The 14,652-nt window shown below is 66.3% G+C and carries 13 protein-coding genes; 7 read left to right on the top strand and 6 right to left on the bottom strand.

The annotated features are described in order from the left end of the window. Nucleotides 1-41 precede the first annotated feature (41 nt). A complete protein-coding gene (locus tag IB259_RS28500; protein WP_175214253.1) occupies nt 42-914 on the top strand; it encodes a phosphonopyruvate hydrolase in 873 nt (290 codons plus the stop codon). 128 nt (nt 915-1,042) lie between these two features. Further along, nucleotides 1,043-2,800, top strand: a complete 1,758-nt coding sequence (locus IB259_RS28505; protein WP_192330767.1) for a SulP family inorganic anion transporter — start codon at nt 1,043-1,045, stop codon at nt 2,798-2,800. 19 nt (nt 2,801-2,819) lie between these two features. On the opposite strand, the gene IB259_RS28510 is transcribed toward IB259_RS28505, so the two are convergent. The 6 genes from IB259_RS28510 to IB259_RS28535 all read right to left on the bottom strand — a co-directional run bounded on the left by IB259_RS28510 (nt 2,820) and on the right by IB259_RS28535 (nt 8,818). Beyond that, nucleotides 2,820-3,584, bottom strand: a complete 765-nt coding sequence (locus tag IB259_RS28510) for an ABC transporter ATP-binding protein (RefSeq protein ID WP_125471073.1) — start codon at nt 3,582-3,584, stop codon at nt 2,820-2,822. After that, on the bottom strand, nt 3,581-5,470 hold the full coding sequence (locus IB259_RS28515) for an ABC transporter permease (RefSeq protein WP_192330769.1): 1,890 nt from the start codon (nt 5,468-5,470) through the stop codon (nt 3,581-3,583). The genes IB259_RS28510 and IB259_RS28515 overlap by 4 nt, the downstream gene beginning before the upstream one ends. Then, on the bottom strand, nt 5,470-6,693 hold the full coding sequence (locus tag IB259_RS28520) for an ABC transporter substrate-binding protein (RefSeq protein ID WP_054451212.1): 1,224 nt from the start codon (nt 6,691-6,693) through the stop codon (nt 5,470-5,472). The genes IB259_RS28515 and IB259_RS28520 overlap by 1 nt, the downstream gene beginning before the upstream one ends. 180 nt (nt 6,694-6,873) lie before the next feature. After that, a complete protein-coding gene (gene rpmG / locus IB259_RS28525; RefSeq protein ID WP_003810296.1) occupies nt 6,874-7,041 on the bottom strand; it encodes a 50S ribosomal protein L33 in 168 nt (55 codons plus the stop codon). 37 nt (nt 7,042-7,078) lie between these two features. Beyond that, nucleotides 7,079-7,315 carry a 50S ribosomal protein L28 gene (gene rpmB / locus IB259_RS28530; protein WP_006385639.1) on the bottom strand — a complete coding sequence of 79 codons (237 nt, stop codon included), beginning with the start codon at nt 7,313-7,315 and terminating at the stop codon, nt 7,079-7,081. A gap of 354 nt (nt 7,316-7,669) precedes the next feature. Next, the gene (locus IB259_RS28535) at nt 7,670-8,818 is read right to left on the bottom strand and encodes a Bcr/CflA family multidrug efflux MFS transporter (protein WP_054451213.1); all 1,149 of its coding nucleotides are present in this window, start codon (nt 8,816-8,818) and stop codon (nt 7,670-7,672) included. A 206-nt stretch (nt 8,819-9,024) separates the two neighbouring features. Between IB259_RS28535 and IB259_RS28540 the strand changes: the two genes are divergently transcribed. The 5 genes from IB259_RS28540 to IB259_RS28560 all read left to right on the top strand — a co-directional run bounded on the left by IB259_RS28540 (nt 9,025) and on the right by IB259_RS28560 (nt 14,649). Continuing rightward, the gene (locus tag IB259_RS28540; protein WP_156337314.1) at nt 9,025-10,287 is read left to right on the top strand and encodes a class I SAM-dependent methyltransferase; all 1,263 of its coding nucleotides are present in this window, start codon (nt 9,025-9,027) and stop codon (nt 10,285-10,287) included. A 516-nt stretch (nt 10,288-10,803) separates the two neighbouring features. Beyond that, nucleotides 10,804-11,805, top strand: a complete 1,002-nt coding sequence (locus tag IB259_RS28545) for an ABC transporter substrate-binding protein (protein WP_054451214.1) — start codon at nt 10,804-10,806, stop codon at nt 11,803-11,805. A 235-nt stretch (nt 11,806-12,040) separates the two neighbouring features. Next, nucleotides 12,041-12,898: a proline/glycine betaine ABC transporter permease gene (locus IB259_RS28550; RefSeq protein ID WP_054451215.1), complete on the top strand. Its 858-nt coding sequence runs from the start codon at nt 12,041-12,043 to the stop codon at nt 12,896-12,898. Next, nucleotides 12,895-14,154 (top strand): glycine betaine/L-proline ABC transporter ATP-binding protein, encoded by a 1,260-nt coding sequence (locus IB259_RS28555; RefSeq protein ID WP_054451216.1) that lies wholly within the window; start codon nt 12,895-12,897, stop codon nt 14,152-14,154. Before IB259_RS28550 ends, IB259_RS28555 begins: the two co-directional genes overlap by 4 nt. A 120-nt stretch (nt 14,155-14,274) precedes the next feature. Beyond that, a complete protein-coding gene (locus IB259_RS28560; protein ID WP_054451217.1) occupies nt 14,275-14,649 on the top strand; it encodes a tautomerase family protein in 375 nt (124 codons plus the stop codon). Nucleotides 14,650-14,652: the final 3 nt, after the last annotated feature.

Below are 14,652 nucleotides of genomic sequence, written 5' to 3' on the forward strand. Positions count from 1 at the left end.
GCCGGCGCGCGGCGCGCCGGGTTTTTGCCTACGTGTCCGCCATGACCAGAAACGCCCGTTTCCGCCAGAAATTGCAGGATCCCGTCTTGATGCACGCCATGTCGGCGCACAACCCGCTGTCCGCCAGGCTGGCGGCCGATGCCGGGTTCGACGCCATCTGGGGCAGCGGCTTCGAGCTGTCGGCCAGCTACGCCGTGCCCGATGCCAACATACTCTCGCCCTCGCAGCACCTGGACATGATGCGGGCGATCGCCGCCGCGGTGGACGTGCCCGTGATTGCCGACATCGACACCGGATTCGGCAATGCCATCAATGTCTCCTACATGGTGCCGCAGTACGAAGCTGCGGGTGTGTCGGCGGTGGTGATGGAAGACAAGACCTTTCCCAAGGACACGAGTCTGCGCGCGTCCGGCAGGCAGGAGCTGGTGCGGATCGAGGAGTTCCAGGGCAAGATCGAAGCCGCCTGCAGCGCCCGCCGCGATGCGGATTTCTGCGTGATCGCCCGGACCGAGGCGCTGATCGCGGGCGCCGGCGAGCAGGAAGCCTTGGTCCGGGCGCGCGCGTATGAAGCTGCGGGCGCGGACGCCATCCTGATCCATTCCAAGCAGAACACGCCCGACGAGATCCTGTCGTTCGTCGCGGCATGGCAAGGCCGCGCGCCGCTGGTGCTGGTGCCCACCGCCTATCCGCAACTGCGCGAAGCCGATATCCAGGCGCTGGGCAAGGTCGGCCTGGTCATCTATGGCAATCACGCCATCCGCGCCGCGGTGGGGGCGATGCGGGACGTGTTCGCCCGCATCCGCAGCGATGGCGGCATCCATCAGGTGGATGCGGCGCTGCCGGCGGTCAAGGAAATCATCGCGCTGCAGGGCGATGCCCATATGCGGGAGCTGGAGCGCCGTTACCTCAAGTAAGCGGGACGCGTTGCGCGCGAGGGGCGCTAGCGATTACGCTAGACGACCCGCCGCCCGCCCTGTGCGCCGCAGGCGGAACCAATCAGAAAGCAGATGCCGAGGGACAAGAAAGAATGATGCAGGGGGGGATGAGCGTCGCGCGCCGGTTGTTCGGCTCGTGGGTGGACGAGGTCAATGCGCGGACCTTGCGCGCGGATGCGACGGCGGGCTTGCTGGGCGCCTTGCTGGTGTTGCCGCAGGGCGTGGCGTTCGCCATGCTGGCGGGCCTGCCGCCCGAGTACGGCCTGTATTCCGCCATCGTTCCCTGTATCGTCGCGGCGCTCTTCGGGTCCAGCCGCCATGTCATGTCGGGCCCGACCAATGCCAACTCGTTGGCGCTCTATGCGGTGTTGACGCCGCTGGCGGTGGCCGGCAGCCAGGGCTACATCCAGCTGGCGCTGGCCGTGACCGTGCTGGTCGGGCTGATGCAATGGCTGGTGGGCACGCTCAGGCTGGGCTCGCTGGCGCACTTCATCTCGCCGTCGGCGCTGTTCGGTTTCACCAGCGGCGCGGCGCTGCTGATCGCCGTGCATGCGCTGAAGGACGCGCTGGGCATGCCGTCGCCGGACGCGCACGGCGCGGGCGCCTTGCTGGCCAGCCTGGCCGCGAATCTGGCGCAGGTGCACTGGGGCGCCTTGCTGGTGACCCTGACCACCCTGGCCGTGGCGCTGCTGGTGCGGCGTCTGGACAAGCGCAAGCCCTACATGTTGGCGGGCCTGGCGGCGGGCGCGCTGGCGGCCGCGGGCTTCAACGCGCTGACCGAAGGCGCGCCGGTGTCAGTGCTGGGTGCGCTGGCCCAACCTTGGCCGCCTTTCCATATTCCCAGCGTCGATTGGCGCGCCTTGCCCGAACTGCTGAGCGTGGCCTTCGCGCTGACCATCGTGGCGCTGGCGCAATCCATCTCCATCGCCAAGGCCGTGGCCACGCGTTCGGGCCAGCGCATCGACGCCAACCGCGAATTCGTGGGGCAGGGGCTGTCCAATATCGTGGGCGGCTTTTTCTCCTGCTACCTGTCTTGCGGGTCGCTCAACAGGTCCATTCCCAACTACGAGGCTGGCGCCAAGACGCCGCTGGCGTCCGTGTTCTCGGCCTTGCTGCTGGTGGCGCTGGTGGCCCTGTCCGCGCCGCTTTTGGCCATGATTCCTCACGCGGCGATTTCCGGGCTGCTGCTGCTGGTGGCCTGGACCCTGTTCGACATTCCGCGCTGGCGGCAACTGATCCGCACCCAGCGCGGCGAAGCGATCATCGCCGCCGCCACGCTGGCCGCCACCATCACCATACGCATGGAAGTGGCGATCCTGCTGGGCACGGTGTTGTCGCTGATGGTCTACCTGCACCGCACCTCGCGGCCGGCGATGCGCACCATGGGCTTCGACTCGCGCGGCTTGGAGCGGCGCTTCGTGGTGTTGGAGCACGCGCGGGATGCCTTGCCGGAGTGCCCGCAACTGAAGCTGCTGCGCATGGAAGGCTCGGTCTATTTCGGCGCCGCCACGCACGTGGCGCAGCGCCTGCATGAGCTGCGCGCGGCGCCCGGCGCGCCGCGCCATCTGCTGGTGATGGCCAAGAGCATGAATTTCATCGACATGGCGGGCGCGCAGGTCTGGGAAGACGAACTGGCCGCCAGGCGGGCCATGGGCGGCGATCTGTACTTCCACCGCCCGCGGCCGGAAGTGCTGGACATGTGGCGTCGCACGGGTTTCCTGCAGCGGCTGGGCGAGGACCATATCTTTCCCGACAAGGCGACGGCGCTGCATACGATCTACGCCAAGCTGGACCGCGGCATTTGCGAGGGATGCCAGGCCAAGATCTTCTGGGAATGCCAGCCCAACGGGCTGAGGAACGACTGAGGCCGCGTGCGCGGCCGGCTCAGGCCGGCTGCGGCGCTTCCGTGCCCAGATAGGCTGCGCGGACCCGCTCGTCGGCCGCGATCGTTGCGGGTTCGCCCTCGGCCAGCAGGCTGCCGCGCACCAGCACCGCGATGCGATCGGCGTGCTTGAACACAACATCCAGGCTGTGCTCGGTGAACAGGACCGCAATGCGCTGGGTGTCCGCCAGCGTGCGCGTCAGCCGCATCAGCGCATGGCGTTCATTGGTGGCCATGCCCGCCGTGGGTTCGTCCATCAGCAAGAGGCGCGGCTGGTGCGCCAGCGCCATCGCCAGCTCCACCCGCTTGACGTCGCCGTAGGCCAGCGTGCCGCAATGCTCCTGCGCCTTGTCCGCCATCTGCACCTGGGACAGCAGCGACATGGCCTCCTCGGCCGCGTGCCGGGTGGCCCGGCGCCACGGATTCAGCAGCAGCCGGTCGCGCGACAGCAGCGCAGTCTGCACGTTCTCGCGCACCGTCATGGAGCGGAAGGTGGCCGCGGTCTGGAAGGTGCGTCCCACGCCCAGCCGGCAGATCCTGCCTGCCGACAGGCCTACCAGTTCGCGGCCGTCCAGCAGGACGGAGCCCGAGTCGGGCCGCAGCTGGCCGCCCAGCGCGTTGAAACAGGTGGACTTGCCGGCGCCGTTGGGGCCGATCAGCGCCAGCATCCGGCCCGCTTCCAGCGTGAAGGACACGCCGGCCAGCGCGTCGATGCCGCCGAATGATTTGCGCAGGTCCCGGACTCGCAGCAGGGGGGCGGTGTTCATGCGCGCCTCCTGTTCCAGCTTGCGGCCAGGCGCGAGGCAGCGCCGGCCAGCCCCTCGGGAAACGCCATGACCAGGGCCAGGATGGCCAGCCCCAGCACCGCGTGCCAGTACTCGGTGCTGCGCGCGGCGGCATCCTGCAGCCAGGTGTAGGACGCAGCGCCAACGAGCGGGCCGGCCAGCGTCTGCAACCCGCCCAGCAGCACCATGACCAGTCCGTCCACGGAGCGGCTCACGGCCAGCGTGTCGGGCGCGATGCTGCCCTTGGAAAATGCGTAGAGCGAGCCCGCCAGGCCGGCGGCGAAAGACGCGGCCACGAAGCCCGCCCATTGCACGCGCCGCGTGTCCATGCCCAGCGCCTCGGCGCGCAGGGCCGAATCGCGCACGCCGCGCAGCGCATAGCCCAGCGGCGAGAACGCCAGGCGGCGCAGCCAGGCGATGCCGGCGACGCACAGCGCCAGCGTCAGGTAATAGAACCAGGGGCCCTGGGCGAGCCAGGCCGATGGCCACAGCCCGATCAGGCCGTTGCTGCCGCCCGTCACGTCATCCCATTGATAGGCCAGCGCCCAGAGGATCTGCGCCACCGCCAGGGTCAGCATCGCCAGGTACACGCCCGACAGGCGCACGCAGAACCAGCCGAACAGCAGGGCGCCGAGCGCCGCAGCGAAGGGGCCGAGCAGCAGCGCCGCTTCCATCGGCACGGCCGCCAGCTTCAGGAGCAGCGCGGCGCCGTAGGCGCCCAGGCCGAACCAGGCGGCATGGCCAAACGAGGTCATGCCGGCCAGCCCGGTGAGGAAATGCAGGCTGGCGGCAAACAGCGCGGCGATCAGGATTTCGGTCAGCAGGATGCCCAGATAGGGGCTGTGAGCGGCCGCCACCGGCGCCAGTACCAGGAGCGCCAACAGCGCGCCATAGGCCAGCCGCAGGCCGCGGCCGGCCGGCGCGATGGGGCGCTCCGGGGCGGCGGTGTGGGATGCCGGCTCGGGCGGTTTGCCCAGCAGACCCCAGGGCCGCACGACCAGCACCACGGCCATCACGGCGAATTCCGCCAGCAGCGTGAGCTTGGACAGATTGAAGAGCCAGGGGCCGATCTGCACCTGTCCCAGGAACACGAACAATGCCTTGACCGAGCAGATCAACAAGGCGGCGAGGAAGGCGCCGGGAATCGAACCCAGGCCGCCCACCACCACCACCACGAACGCGCTGGCGATGATCTCCAGGTCCAGGCCCAGGGTGGCGGGTACCCGCGGCGCGGCCAGCGCGCCGCCCAGGCCGGCCAGGAACGCGCCCAGGGTGAATGCCGAGGTGAACAGCCAGGCTTGATTCACGCCCAGCGCGGCCAGCATCTTGCGATTTTCCGCCGCGGCCCGCAGCAACCGGCCCCAGCGCGTACGCATCAGCAGCAGCCAAAGCAGGCCCAGTACCACGGGGCCGGCGGCGATCAGCAGCAGGTCGTATTCGGGATAGCGCCGGCCCAGGATCTGCACGGCGCCAGACAGGCCGGGGGCGCGCGCTGCGAACAGGTCTTCGGGGCCCCAGATGGCCAGCGCGGCGTCGCCGATGATGAGCACCAGTGCAAAGGTCGCCAGCAGCTGGAACAGTTCAGGCGCCTGGTACAGGCGCCGCAGCACCAGCCATTCGGCGGCCGCGCCGATAAGGCCCGTGGCCAGCGCCGCCAGAAGCAGCCCGGCCCAATAGCCGGCGCCGTCGCCGAAGTAGTTGGTGAAGGTCCAGGCCAGGTAGACGCCCAGCATGTAGAACGAGCCGTGGGCGAAGTTCACCACGCGCGTGACGCCGAAGATCAGCGACAGGCCGGCGGCGACCAGGAACAGCGCGCTGGCGTCCGCCAGCCCATTGAGCAGTTGCAGCAGCAGCCCGGACAGGCTCATCAGTGCGCCGGACGCATCTTGCGCACTTGCTCGTCAGGCGGCTGCAGGCGTGCGCCGTCGATATAGGCGAAGTCCTTCATGATGCCCTTGCCGTCTTCCACCGCGGTCACGCCCACGTACACGCCCATGGTCGACTGGTGGTCGATCTTGCGGTATTGGATGGGGCCATAGGGCGTGTCCACCTTCAGGCCGGCAAACGCGTCGACCAGTTTTTCGGTGTCCACTTCGCCCGCTGCCTTCAGGCCCTGGGCGATGGACATGAGGGACGCGTAGCCCACGACCGAGCCGACCTTGGGCGTTTCGTTGTAGCGCTTCTTGTAGGCTTCGACGAACGTGGTGTTGGCCGGGGTGTCGATGGCGTACCAGGGGTAGCCCGTGACGATCCAGCCGGTGGGCGTGTCGGCGCCCAGCGGTTCCAGGTATTCGGGTTCGCCAGACAGCACCGACACCACGGCGCGGTTCTCGAACAGGCCGCGGGTATTGCCCTCGCGCACGAAGCGCGTCAGGTCGGCGGCGAACAGCACGTTGAAGATCGCGTCGGGCTTGGCGTCGGCCAGGGCCTGCACCACGGCGCCGGCATCGACCTTGCCCAGCGGCACGGCCTGCTCGGCGACGAACTCCACGTCGGACTGGAACGAGGTCATCATGGCCTTGAAGGTGGCCACCGCGGACTGCCCATACTCGTAGTTGGGGTAGACGATGGCCCAGCGCTTCTTGCGCAAGGCCAGCGCCTTGGGGGCCAGCGCCGCCACGTGCATCCAGGTTGAGGGGCGCAGACGGTAGGTGTAGCGGTTGCCGTCCTGCCAGGTGATCTTGTCGGTGAGAGGCTCGGCCGCCAGGAAGAACACCTGCTGCTGTTTGGCGAAATCCGTCAGCGCCAGGCCGGTATTGGAAAGGAATCCGCCGAACAGCAGCTCGACCTTTTCGCGGGCCAGCAATTCCTGGGCCGCGCGCACCGAATCGCCGGGGTTGCCGTTGTCGTCGCGCGAGATCACTTCCAGCTTCCTGCCCAGCACACCTCCGCCGGCGTTGACCTCTTCCAGCGCCAGCTGCCAGCCCTTTTTATAGGGGCCAAGAAAGGCGGGTATCGCCTTGTAGCTGTTGATCTCGCCGATGCGGATGGGTGGCTCCTTGTCCTTGGCCGAGGCGGCGGGAGCCAGCGCCAGGGCCAGGAGTGCCGGCGCCACGGCGCGGCGCAGCAGGGTAAGGCAGGGACGGAACATGTCAGATATCGCGTGGAGAGGGAATCTGGCGCCAGCAGGCGCGGCGGATGACAGCGGCCCAATTGGAACATGGGCCTTCGCCCCGGGGCAATAGACAAGGCGCCCCATGCGGCGCTCGCCAGAAATGAAAAAAGGCCCTGCGGTGCAGGGCCTTTTCGACTTGCGGGAAAACCGGCTGAATTACTTCAGCTTGGTTTCCTTGTAGTCAACGTGCTTGCGAGCGACCGGATCAAATTTCTTGATCAGCATCTTCTCGGGCATGTTGCGCTTGTTCTTGGTGGTCGTGTAGAAATGACCCGTGCCGGCAGTCGACTCGAGCTTGATCTTTTCGCGGATACCTTTGGCCATGTCGTGCTCCTAGTATGTAGATTGGCGGGGAGGCTGATTAAGCCAGTTCGCCGCGGGCACGCATTTCGGCCAGCACGGCGTCGATGCCGTTCTTGTCGATCGTGCGGATGGCCTTGGCCGAAACACGCAGGCGGACCCAGCGGTTTTCGCTTTCAACCCAGAACCGGCGCGATTGCAGGTTGGGCAGGAAGCGACGCTTGGTCTTGTTGTTCGCGTGCGAAACATTGTTGCCCACCATCGGGCCTTTGCCGGTCACTTGGCATACGCGTGCCATGGATGCACCTCTTTAGGTCGTTCTTTTGTCGCGCATCGCTTGGGGGGTAGACAGGGTTTCAGCCGCCGGGCTGTAGAGGCGCTTGCGCTGCCTTTGCCGGCCACCCAGTCTTAGTGGATGAGGGGGGATCGGAGTGGCTGTTAAAGCCCGTCTGGTCCGCCCCAGTGCTTATACCCGCTGCCTGCCACCCGCGGAATTCTTGGAAGAATCTCTGGGATTTCCTAAGAAAATCGCCAGACGTTGCGCGGTTGGGGTCAGAGTGCTGAACTACAAAGCATAGTAGTCCGGCACGGGAAACTTCATGTGAAGACTTAGATTCTAATACGAAAAGCCTAAATAAATCAAGCGGCCAGGCTACTTGGTGTGCGATTGCGCCACGCGGCCCGAGATCCAGGACAGGCAGGCGCAGGCCGCCAGCGTGGTCGTCAGGGGCAGGGCGCTGTCGGTCTGCCAGGCGCTGACGGCGAAACCGGCCAGCGCGCCGCAGGACAATTGCAGCGTCCCCAACAGCGCGGAAGCCGCGCCCAGCCGCTTGCCCTGGTCCGCCAGCGCCAGCGCCGCCGAGTTGGGATTCACGAAGCCCTGGCTGCCCATGTAGCAGATCAGGCACAGCATCAGAAGGGGCAGGGTCATCCAGCCGCCCAGCGTCAGCGCGACCGCCGCCAGGCTGGCGCAGGCCAGCGAGGTGAGGGCGCGGCGCTGCAACTGGCGCGGCGTGTAGGTGCGCAGCAGGCGCGCGCTGATCTGCGAGCAGACGATGAGCGAGAGCGCGTTGGTGCCGAACAGCAGGCCGTAGTACTGGGGCGGCACGCCGTAGAGTTCGATGAAGACGCGCGGCGAGCCGATGATGTAGGCGAACATGCCGGCCTGGCCGAAACCGCCGGCCAGGCTGTGCGCCATGAAGCCGCGATGCGCGAACAGGTCGCGGTAGTTGCGCAGGATGGTTTCCCAGCGCAGGGGCACCACGCGTTCAGGCGCCAGCGATTCCTTCATGATCAGGATCACGGCAGCCATCAACATCGCGCCGCCGGCCAGCATGACCCAGAACAGGCTGCGCCACGAGGTGATGGCAAGCAGTTGGCCGCCCGCCAGGGGCGCGAGAATGGGGGCCAGGCCCATGATGAGCATCAGCAGCGACATGGCGCGCGCGGCTTCATGGGTTTCGTAGTGGTCGCGGATGACCGCGCGCGGGATCACAATGCCGGCGGCCCCGCCCATGGCCTGCACCACGCGCCAGCCGGTCAGCGCTTCCACCGACCCCGACAGCGCACAGCCCAGCGAAGCGATCATGAACAGCGTCAGCCCCACCAGCAGCGGCGGCTTGCGCCCGTAGCGGTCGGCCATCGGGCCATAGAACACCTGCGCCATCGCCAGGCCGATCAGGTAGGCGGCCAAAGTGCGTTCGACGTCGCCGCGCGACACGCCCAGGTTCGCCGCGATCGTGGGGAACGCGGGCAGGTACATATCGATGGCGAACGGACCGATTGCGGTCAGCGCGCCCATGAGTATCAGCCAGCCAGGCAGGCCGCTGCGAAAAGACTGTGATGGGGGCATGTGGATTGCGGGGTAGCGCAGTGACAGGGCCCGGATGCGGTTTGTTGCACGGTTTGGGCCAAGTAAACGACTGTATCACGGGCAACCTTACAAGCAAATTGCAAGTTTTTTCCGATAAAGTCATTGCGGTCCGTACGTATTCCAGAGGAGAAGTCGTGAATCCTTTGTTGTCTGTTGTGGAACGCAAACTCCAGGCCCTGCCGGTCCCGGTCCAGCTGGTTCTGCCCGACGGCGCCGTGCTGGGGCCGCCCGAACCCCGCGTTCGTTTCGTCACGCACGACAAGACTGCGCTGGCGCACCTGGCCGAAGGCGCAGTGGGCGTGCTGGGGCAGGATTACGTGGAAGGCCGCATCGACATCGAAGGCAATATGCGCGATGTGATGGCCGCGGCGTCGGCGCTGCTGCCGGGATCGCCGGTGGACGCGGCGCGCGGCGGCTGGCTGACCGAGCTGGTGCGCAAGGTGGTGTCGGTCTGGCGCCATTCGGTCGAACGCGACGCCAAGCAGATCGAATTCCACTACGACCTGTCGGATGATTTCTACGCGCTCTGGCTGGATCCGCGACGGGTCTATTCCTGCGCCTACTACCGTGAACCGGGCATGACGCTGGCCCAGGCCCAGGAGGCCAAGCTGGACCACATCTGCCGCAAGCTGCGCCTGCGCGCAGGCGAGCGGTTCCTGGATGTGGGGGCGGGGTGGGGCGGCCTGCTGCTGTGGGCTGCCGAGAATTACGGCGTGGACGCCACCGGCATCACGCTGTCGCGCAACCAGCATGCCCATGTCAGCAAGCTGATCCAGGAGAAGGGGCTCGCAGGCCGGGTCCGCATGGAACTGCTGGACTACCGCAAACTGGACGAATCCGCGCCCTACGACAAGATCGCGTCGGTCGGCATGTTCGAGCACGTGGGCCGCGCCCAGCTCGAGGGCTACTTCGCCAAGCTGCGCCGCCTGCTCAAGCCGGGCGGACTGATCATGAACCATGGCATTACCGCGGCCGGCGTCTACAACGCCGAGCTGGGCAACGGCATGGGCGAATTCATCGAGAAGTACATCTTCCCGGGCGGCGAATTGACCCACGTCAGCGTGGTGATGGAAACCCTGACCAACGGCGGGCTGGAAGAGGTGGACGTGGAAAACCTGCGGCCGCATTACGCGCGCACCCTGTGGGCCTGGAGCGATGCGCTGGAGGCGCGCCTGCCTGAAGCGGCGCGCATCCTGGGCGGCGAGCAGGGCGAGCGTTCGCTGCGCGCCTACCGGCTGTACCTGGCCGGCTGCGCCATGGCGTTCGAGCACGGCTGGATCGCGCTGCACCAGATCCTGGGCCAGCATCCGGCGACAGGACGCGCCGATGAGCTGGACAATCCGCCGGACCTCGCCTACCCCTGGCGCCGGGACTACATGTACGCCAAGAACGAGTAGCGGTCAGCGGGTGTCCGCAGGATGGCCGGTTTCAATGGGTTTGACACCGAGAAGTGGGCCGAAACGCGTCCGCCCACTGGCCGGAAGCGCGATTTCCGGCCAATTCGAAACCGCTAAAGCGTATGGATATGAATTTATTATTTACTAAATGTATCTTTGCGTCTGAATCAAAATCCCCTAGGGAAAGCTGCTGTTTCACTCCTTGCGATTGCGGGTAATCCCGGACCGTTTTTTCCGGAAATGTATCTGATTCATTCCGAGGTGGGGTTGGGCTGAGCATCAATTTCGTTTAAGATGCTGGCTTCTTCGTTCAGTTTGTTCACTTTCTGTGGGTTTTCAAAAACTGCGTTTTTGAAGCTCCTGTCTTGCAAGATGCCGCACCCTCGCGGACCGTCTTGTTGCTAGTGTCGGTTTGTATTGGCGGTTCTGCCCGTCTTCCGCACAACCCCCTTAGCTCCATGGCACCTCCGGGCCCAAGCCTGGCGTGTGTCCCTGAACCTATGGAGGCAAAAGCCAATGCGTTTTACCCCTGTCAAGACCCTGGCCGCCGCGGCTGTGTTCTTCGCCTTCGCCGGTGCGGCCCAAGCCGCCGACGCCGTCCAGTGCGAAATCAAGCGCCCGGTCAATTTCGGCGCGATGAACTGGGAATCCAATCTGGTCCTGGTCGACGTCGAACGTTTCATCATGGAAAAGGGCTACGGTTGCAAGACCGAGACCTTGCCGACCGAAACCCTGCCCGCCCTGGCTGCGCTGGAGCGCGGCGACCTGGATATCAATACCGAGATCTGGCTGAACAGCGTCGCCGACCCCTGGGACCGCGCCGAGAAGACCGGCAAGGTCAAGCGCATCGGCGATCTCTACATGGGCGCCGAGGGCTGGTACATCCCGCGTTACACGGCGGAGCGCCTGCCCGAATTGAAGTCCGCGGCCGACCTGCCGAAGTTCAAGGACAAGTTCAAGGATCCGGAAGAGCCCGGCAAGGGCCGTTTCTACGGCTGCCCGGCAGGCTGGGGCTGCGAGATCACCAGCAACAACCTGTTCCACGCCCTGAAACTGGACGACAGCTACACCCTGTATTCGCCCGGCACGGGCGCGGCGCAGAAGGCGGCCCTGATGTCGGCCTACAAGCGCAAGCAGAACGTGGTCTTCTACTACTGGTCGCCCACGCCGCTGGTGGGTTCCATGGACCTGGTCAAGCTGGACATGCCGCCCTACGACGCCGAAAAGCACAAGTGCCTGACGTCGCCCAAGTGCGCCAAGCCCGAACCCAGCGCCTATCCCGACAATCCCGTCTTCACGGCGGTGAACACCAAGTTCTCCGAGGAAGCGCCCAAGCTCACCGAATTCCTGTCCAAGGTCTCGGTGCCGCTGCCGGTGATCAACGAAACCCTGGCCCACATGGAAGAGTCCGGCGACGAAGCCAACGCCGTGGCCAAGTGGTTCCTGAAGAACAAACCCGACGTCTGGACCAAGTGGGTCCCCGCCGACGTCGCCGGGCGCGTCCAAAGCGCGCTGTAACCCGCCATGTTCCTGGCTGCGCGCCGTCGCGGTGCGCTCCGGCCCTTCATGGGGCCGGATTTCTTGGCCAGGATGGCCGCCGGCCGGGCGCTCGCGCCCGGACCGAGATGCGCTGGCGCTGCCGGGATGGCCGGCCGTTTTCTAGCTGGAAGCCGCAAGCTTGCGCCGCATTGCCCGATTCCTGGGCATGCGGGCGCGGTCCGGGCGGTGAGTGCGCCAGAATGGAGTAGAACGAATGTTTCCTGAAATTATTCCCGCCCGGCAGGTCCGGGGGGCGATCGACGGCTTTGTCGATCACTTGGTCACCAACTATGCCGACACGCTGGAGACTCTGTCCCAGCCCGTGCTGCATGCCCTGGTGTGGCTGGAGCAGCTGCTGCGCAATTCGCCCTGGTGGGCGGTGGTCGCGGTGACGATCGCGATCGCCTGGGGCGTCAGCCGCCGCATCGGCCTGAGCCTGGCGATGGGCGCGCTGCTGTGCGTGATCGGCGTGCTGGGCCTGTGGGACGCCGGCATGCAGACGCTGGCGCTCATGATCATGGCGGCCGGCCTGTCGGTGATCATCGGCATCCCGCTGGGCGTGCTGATGGCGCGGGTCAACTGGCTGCGCTCCATCATGCTGCCGGTGCTGGACGTGATGCAGACCATGCCCAGCTTCGTGTACCTGATTCCCGTGGTCATGCTGTTCGGCCTCGGCAAGATCCCGGCCATCATCGCCACCGTGATCTACGCCGTGCCGCCGCTGATCCGCCTGACCGACCTGGGCATCCGCCTGGTCGATCGCGAAGTGCTGGAAGCCTCGCGCGCCTTCGGCGCCAATCCGCGCCAGCAGCTGTTCGGCGTGCAGTTGCCGCTGGCCTTGCCCAACATCATGGCCGGCATCAACCAGACCACGATGATGGCGCTGTCGATGGTGGTGATCGCCTCGATGATCGGCGCGCGCGGCCTGGGCTATGAAGTGCTGCTGGGCATCAACCGCCTGGAAGTGGGCCGCGGCCTGCTGGCGGGCTTGGGTATCGTGGTGCTGGCCGTGCTGTTCGACCGGATCACGCAATCGTATGGACAGCGCATGCGCATGGGAGGCCAGCGATGAGCAAGATCGAGGTCAAGAACATCTACAAGGTCTTCGGGCCGCACCCGAAGAAATGGCTGGAAGCCGCCCAGGGCGGCATGAGCAAGGAACAGCTGCTGGCCGAAAGCGGCCACACGCTGGGCCTGCGCGACATCAGCCTGTCGATCGAAGAAGGCAGCATCTACGTCATCATGGGCCTGTCGGGTTCCGGCAAGTCCACGCTGATCCGCCACTTCAACCGCCTGATCGAACCCAGCGCCGGCCACATCCTGGTCGACGGCGTGGACGTGGTCAGCCTGAACAAGCGCGACCTGGAAGTCTTCCGTCAAAAGAAGATGAGCATGGTGTTCCAGCGCTTTGGCCTGTTCCCGCACCGCACCGTGCTGGACAACGCCGCCTACGGCCTGACCGTGCAGGGCGTCGGTCGCGCCGAACGCGAAAAGCGCGCCCGCGAGTGGCTGGACCAGGTGGGCCTGTCGGGCTTCGAGAACCAGTACCCGCACCAATTGTCGGGCGGCATGCAGCAGCGTGTCGGCCTGGCCCGGGCGCTGGCCACCGACGCCGAAATCCTGTTGATGGACGAGGCCTTCTCGGCGCTGGATCCGCTGATCCGGCGCGAAATGCAGGACCAGTTGCTGCAGTTGCAGGCCAAGCTGAACAAGACCATCGTCTTCATCACCCATGACCTGGACGAAGCCCTGCGCCTGGGCAACCGCATCGCCATCCTCAAGGACGGCGAACTGGTGCAGGAAGGCACGCCGGAAGACATTCTGCTGAATCCGGCCAATGACTACGTGCAGTCCTTCCTGCAGGACGTGAACCGCACCAAGGTGCTCAACGCCACGCACGCCGTGAATCCGGCGCGCCTGACCCTGACCATGCGTTCGCGTCCCGCCCATGCCATGGACCGCATGCGCGCCCTGAGCTACGAGTACGCGCCGGTGCTGGACGGCAAGCGGCTGGCCGGCGTGCTGACCGCCGAGGCCGCTACGCGTGCCATCGAGGAAGGCGCGCGCGACATTTCCCGCTACGTCGAGGATCTGGCTTCCGTGCCCGCCACCGCTGGCCTGGGCGAGGTGCTGGCCCAGCTGGTGCACAGCGACCAGCCGGTCGCGGTGACCGGCGAAGACGATGAGTTCATCGGCATGCTGTCGCGCAAGAAGGTGGTGGAGCTGGTGACGCCGGCCCTGGCCGAAACCGCGCCTGCGGCGGAAGCCGCCGCTGCCGTCGACGCGCAGGAGCAGTCCGAACCCGAGCGCCGCGACCAGGCGGCCTGACAGGGAGAAACCCTAATCCAGATCGAGGCCGCGCGGCCGTCGGCGCGGTCCTGATCCGGATATGATGGTTTGCCGGCCGCCTGGGCCGGTTTCTCCTTTTTCGGAACATCGGAATCAGTCATGCCTATTTTGAATGTCCAGATCATGGAAGGCCACACGGCCGCCCAGAAGGCCGCGTTGCTGCAGGCCGCATCCAACGCCGTTGTCGAGAGCATCGCGGCGCCGCTGCCCAGCGTGCGCATCGTGCTGCAGGAAGTGCCGGCGGCGCATGTGATCGTGGGCGGCGAAATCGGCAAGGCCATGGCGCGCGTCGACGTCGCGCTGATCTCCGGCCGCGACGAAGCCAAGAAGGCCGCGCTGATCGCGGCGCTGAACCAGGCGGTGTGCGCCAGCATCGGCATCTCGGGCCAGGACGTGCGCGTGCTGCTGCGCGACGTGCCAAATACCGACATGGGCGCGGCCAACGGCATCACGGCCAAGGCCAACGGCCGCTGAGCT

Origin of the sequence: Achromobacter sp. ACM04, from assembly GCF_014851465.1 — a bacterium.
Lineage (GTDB): Bacteria > Pseudomonadota > Gammaproteobacteria > Burkholderiales > Burkholderiaceae_B > Achromobacter > Achromobacter aegrifaciens.

Bases quoted from the DNA above. Each gene is read 5' to 3' on its own strand.
- rpmB (WP_006385639.1), bottom strand. From the start codon at position 7,315: ATGGCACGCGTATGCCAAGTGACCGGCAAAGGCCCGATGGTGGGCAAC.
- IB259_RS28510 (WP_125471073.1), bottom strand. From the start codon at position 3,584: ATGAACACCGCCCCCCTGCTGCGAGTCCGGGACCTGCGCAAATCATTC.
- IB259_RS28550 (WP_054451215.1), top strand. From the start codon at position 12,041: ATGTTTCCTGAAATTATTCCCGCCCGGCAGGTCCGGGGGGCGATCGAC.
- IB259_RS28515 (WP_192330769.1), bottom strand. From the start codon at position 5,470: ATGAGCCTGTCCGGGCTGCTGCTGCAACTGCTCAATGGGCTGGCGGAC.
- IB259_RS28545 (WP_054451214.1), top strand. From the start codon at position 10,804: ATGCGTTTTACCCCTGTCAAGACCCTGGCCGCCGCGGCTGTGTTCTTC.
- IB259_RS28535 (WP_054451213.1), bottom strand. From the start codon at position 8,818: ATGGGCGCGCTGACCGCAATCGGTCCGTTCGCCATCGATATGTACCTG.
- IB259_RS28555 (WP_054451216.1), top strand. From the start codon at position 12,895: ATGAGCAAGATCGAGGTCAAGAACATCTACAAGGTCTTCGGGCCGCAC.
- IB259_RS28505 (WP_192330767.1), top strand. From the start codon at position 1,043: ATGAGCGTCGCGCGCCGGTTGTTCGGCTCGTGGGTGGACGAGGTCAAT.
- IB259_RS28560 (WP_054451217.1), top strand. From the start codon at position 14,275: ATGCCTATTTTGAATGTCCAGATCATGGAAGGCCACACGGCCGCCCAG.
- rpmG (WP_003810296.1), bottom strand. From the start codon at position 7,041: ATGGCCAAAGGTATCCGCGAAAAGATCAAGCTCGAGTCGACTGCCGGC.
- IB259_RS28500 (WP_175214253.1), top strand. From the start codon at position 42: ATGACCAGAAACGCCCGTTTCCGCCAGAAATTGCAGGATCCCGTCTTG.
- IB259_RS28520 (WP_054451212.1), bottom strand. From the start codon at position 6,693: ATGTTCCGTCCCTGCCTTACCCTGCTGCGCCGCGCCGTGGCGCCGGCA.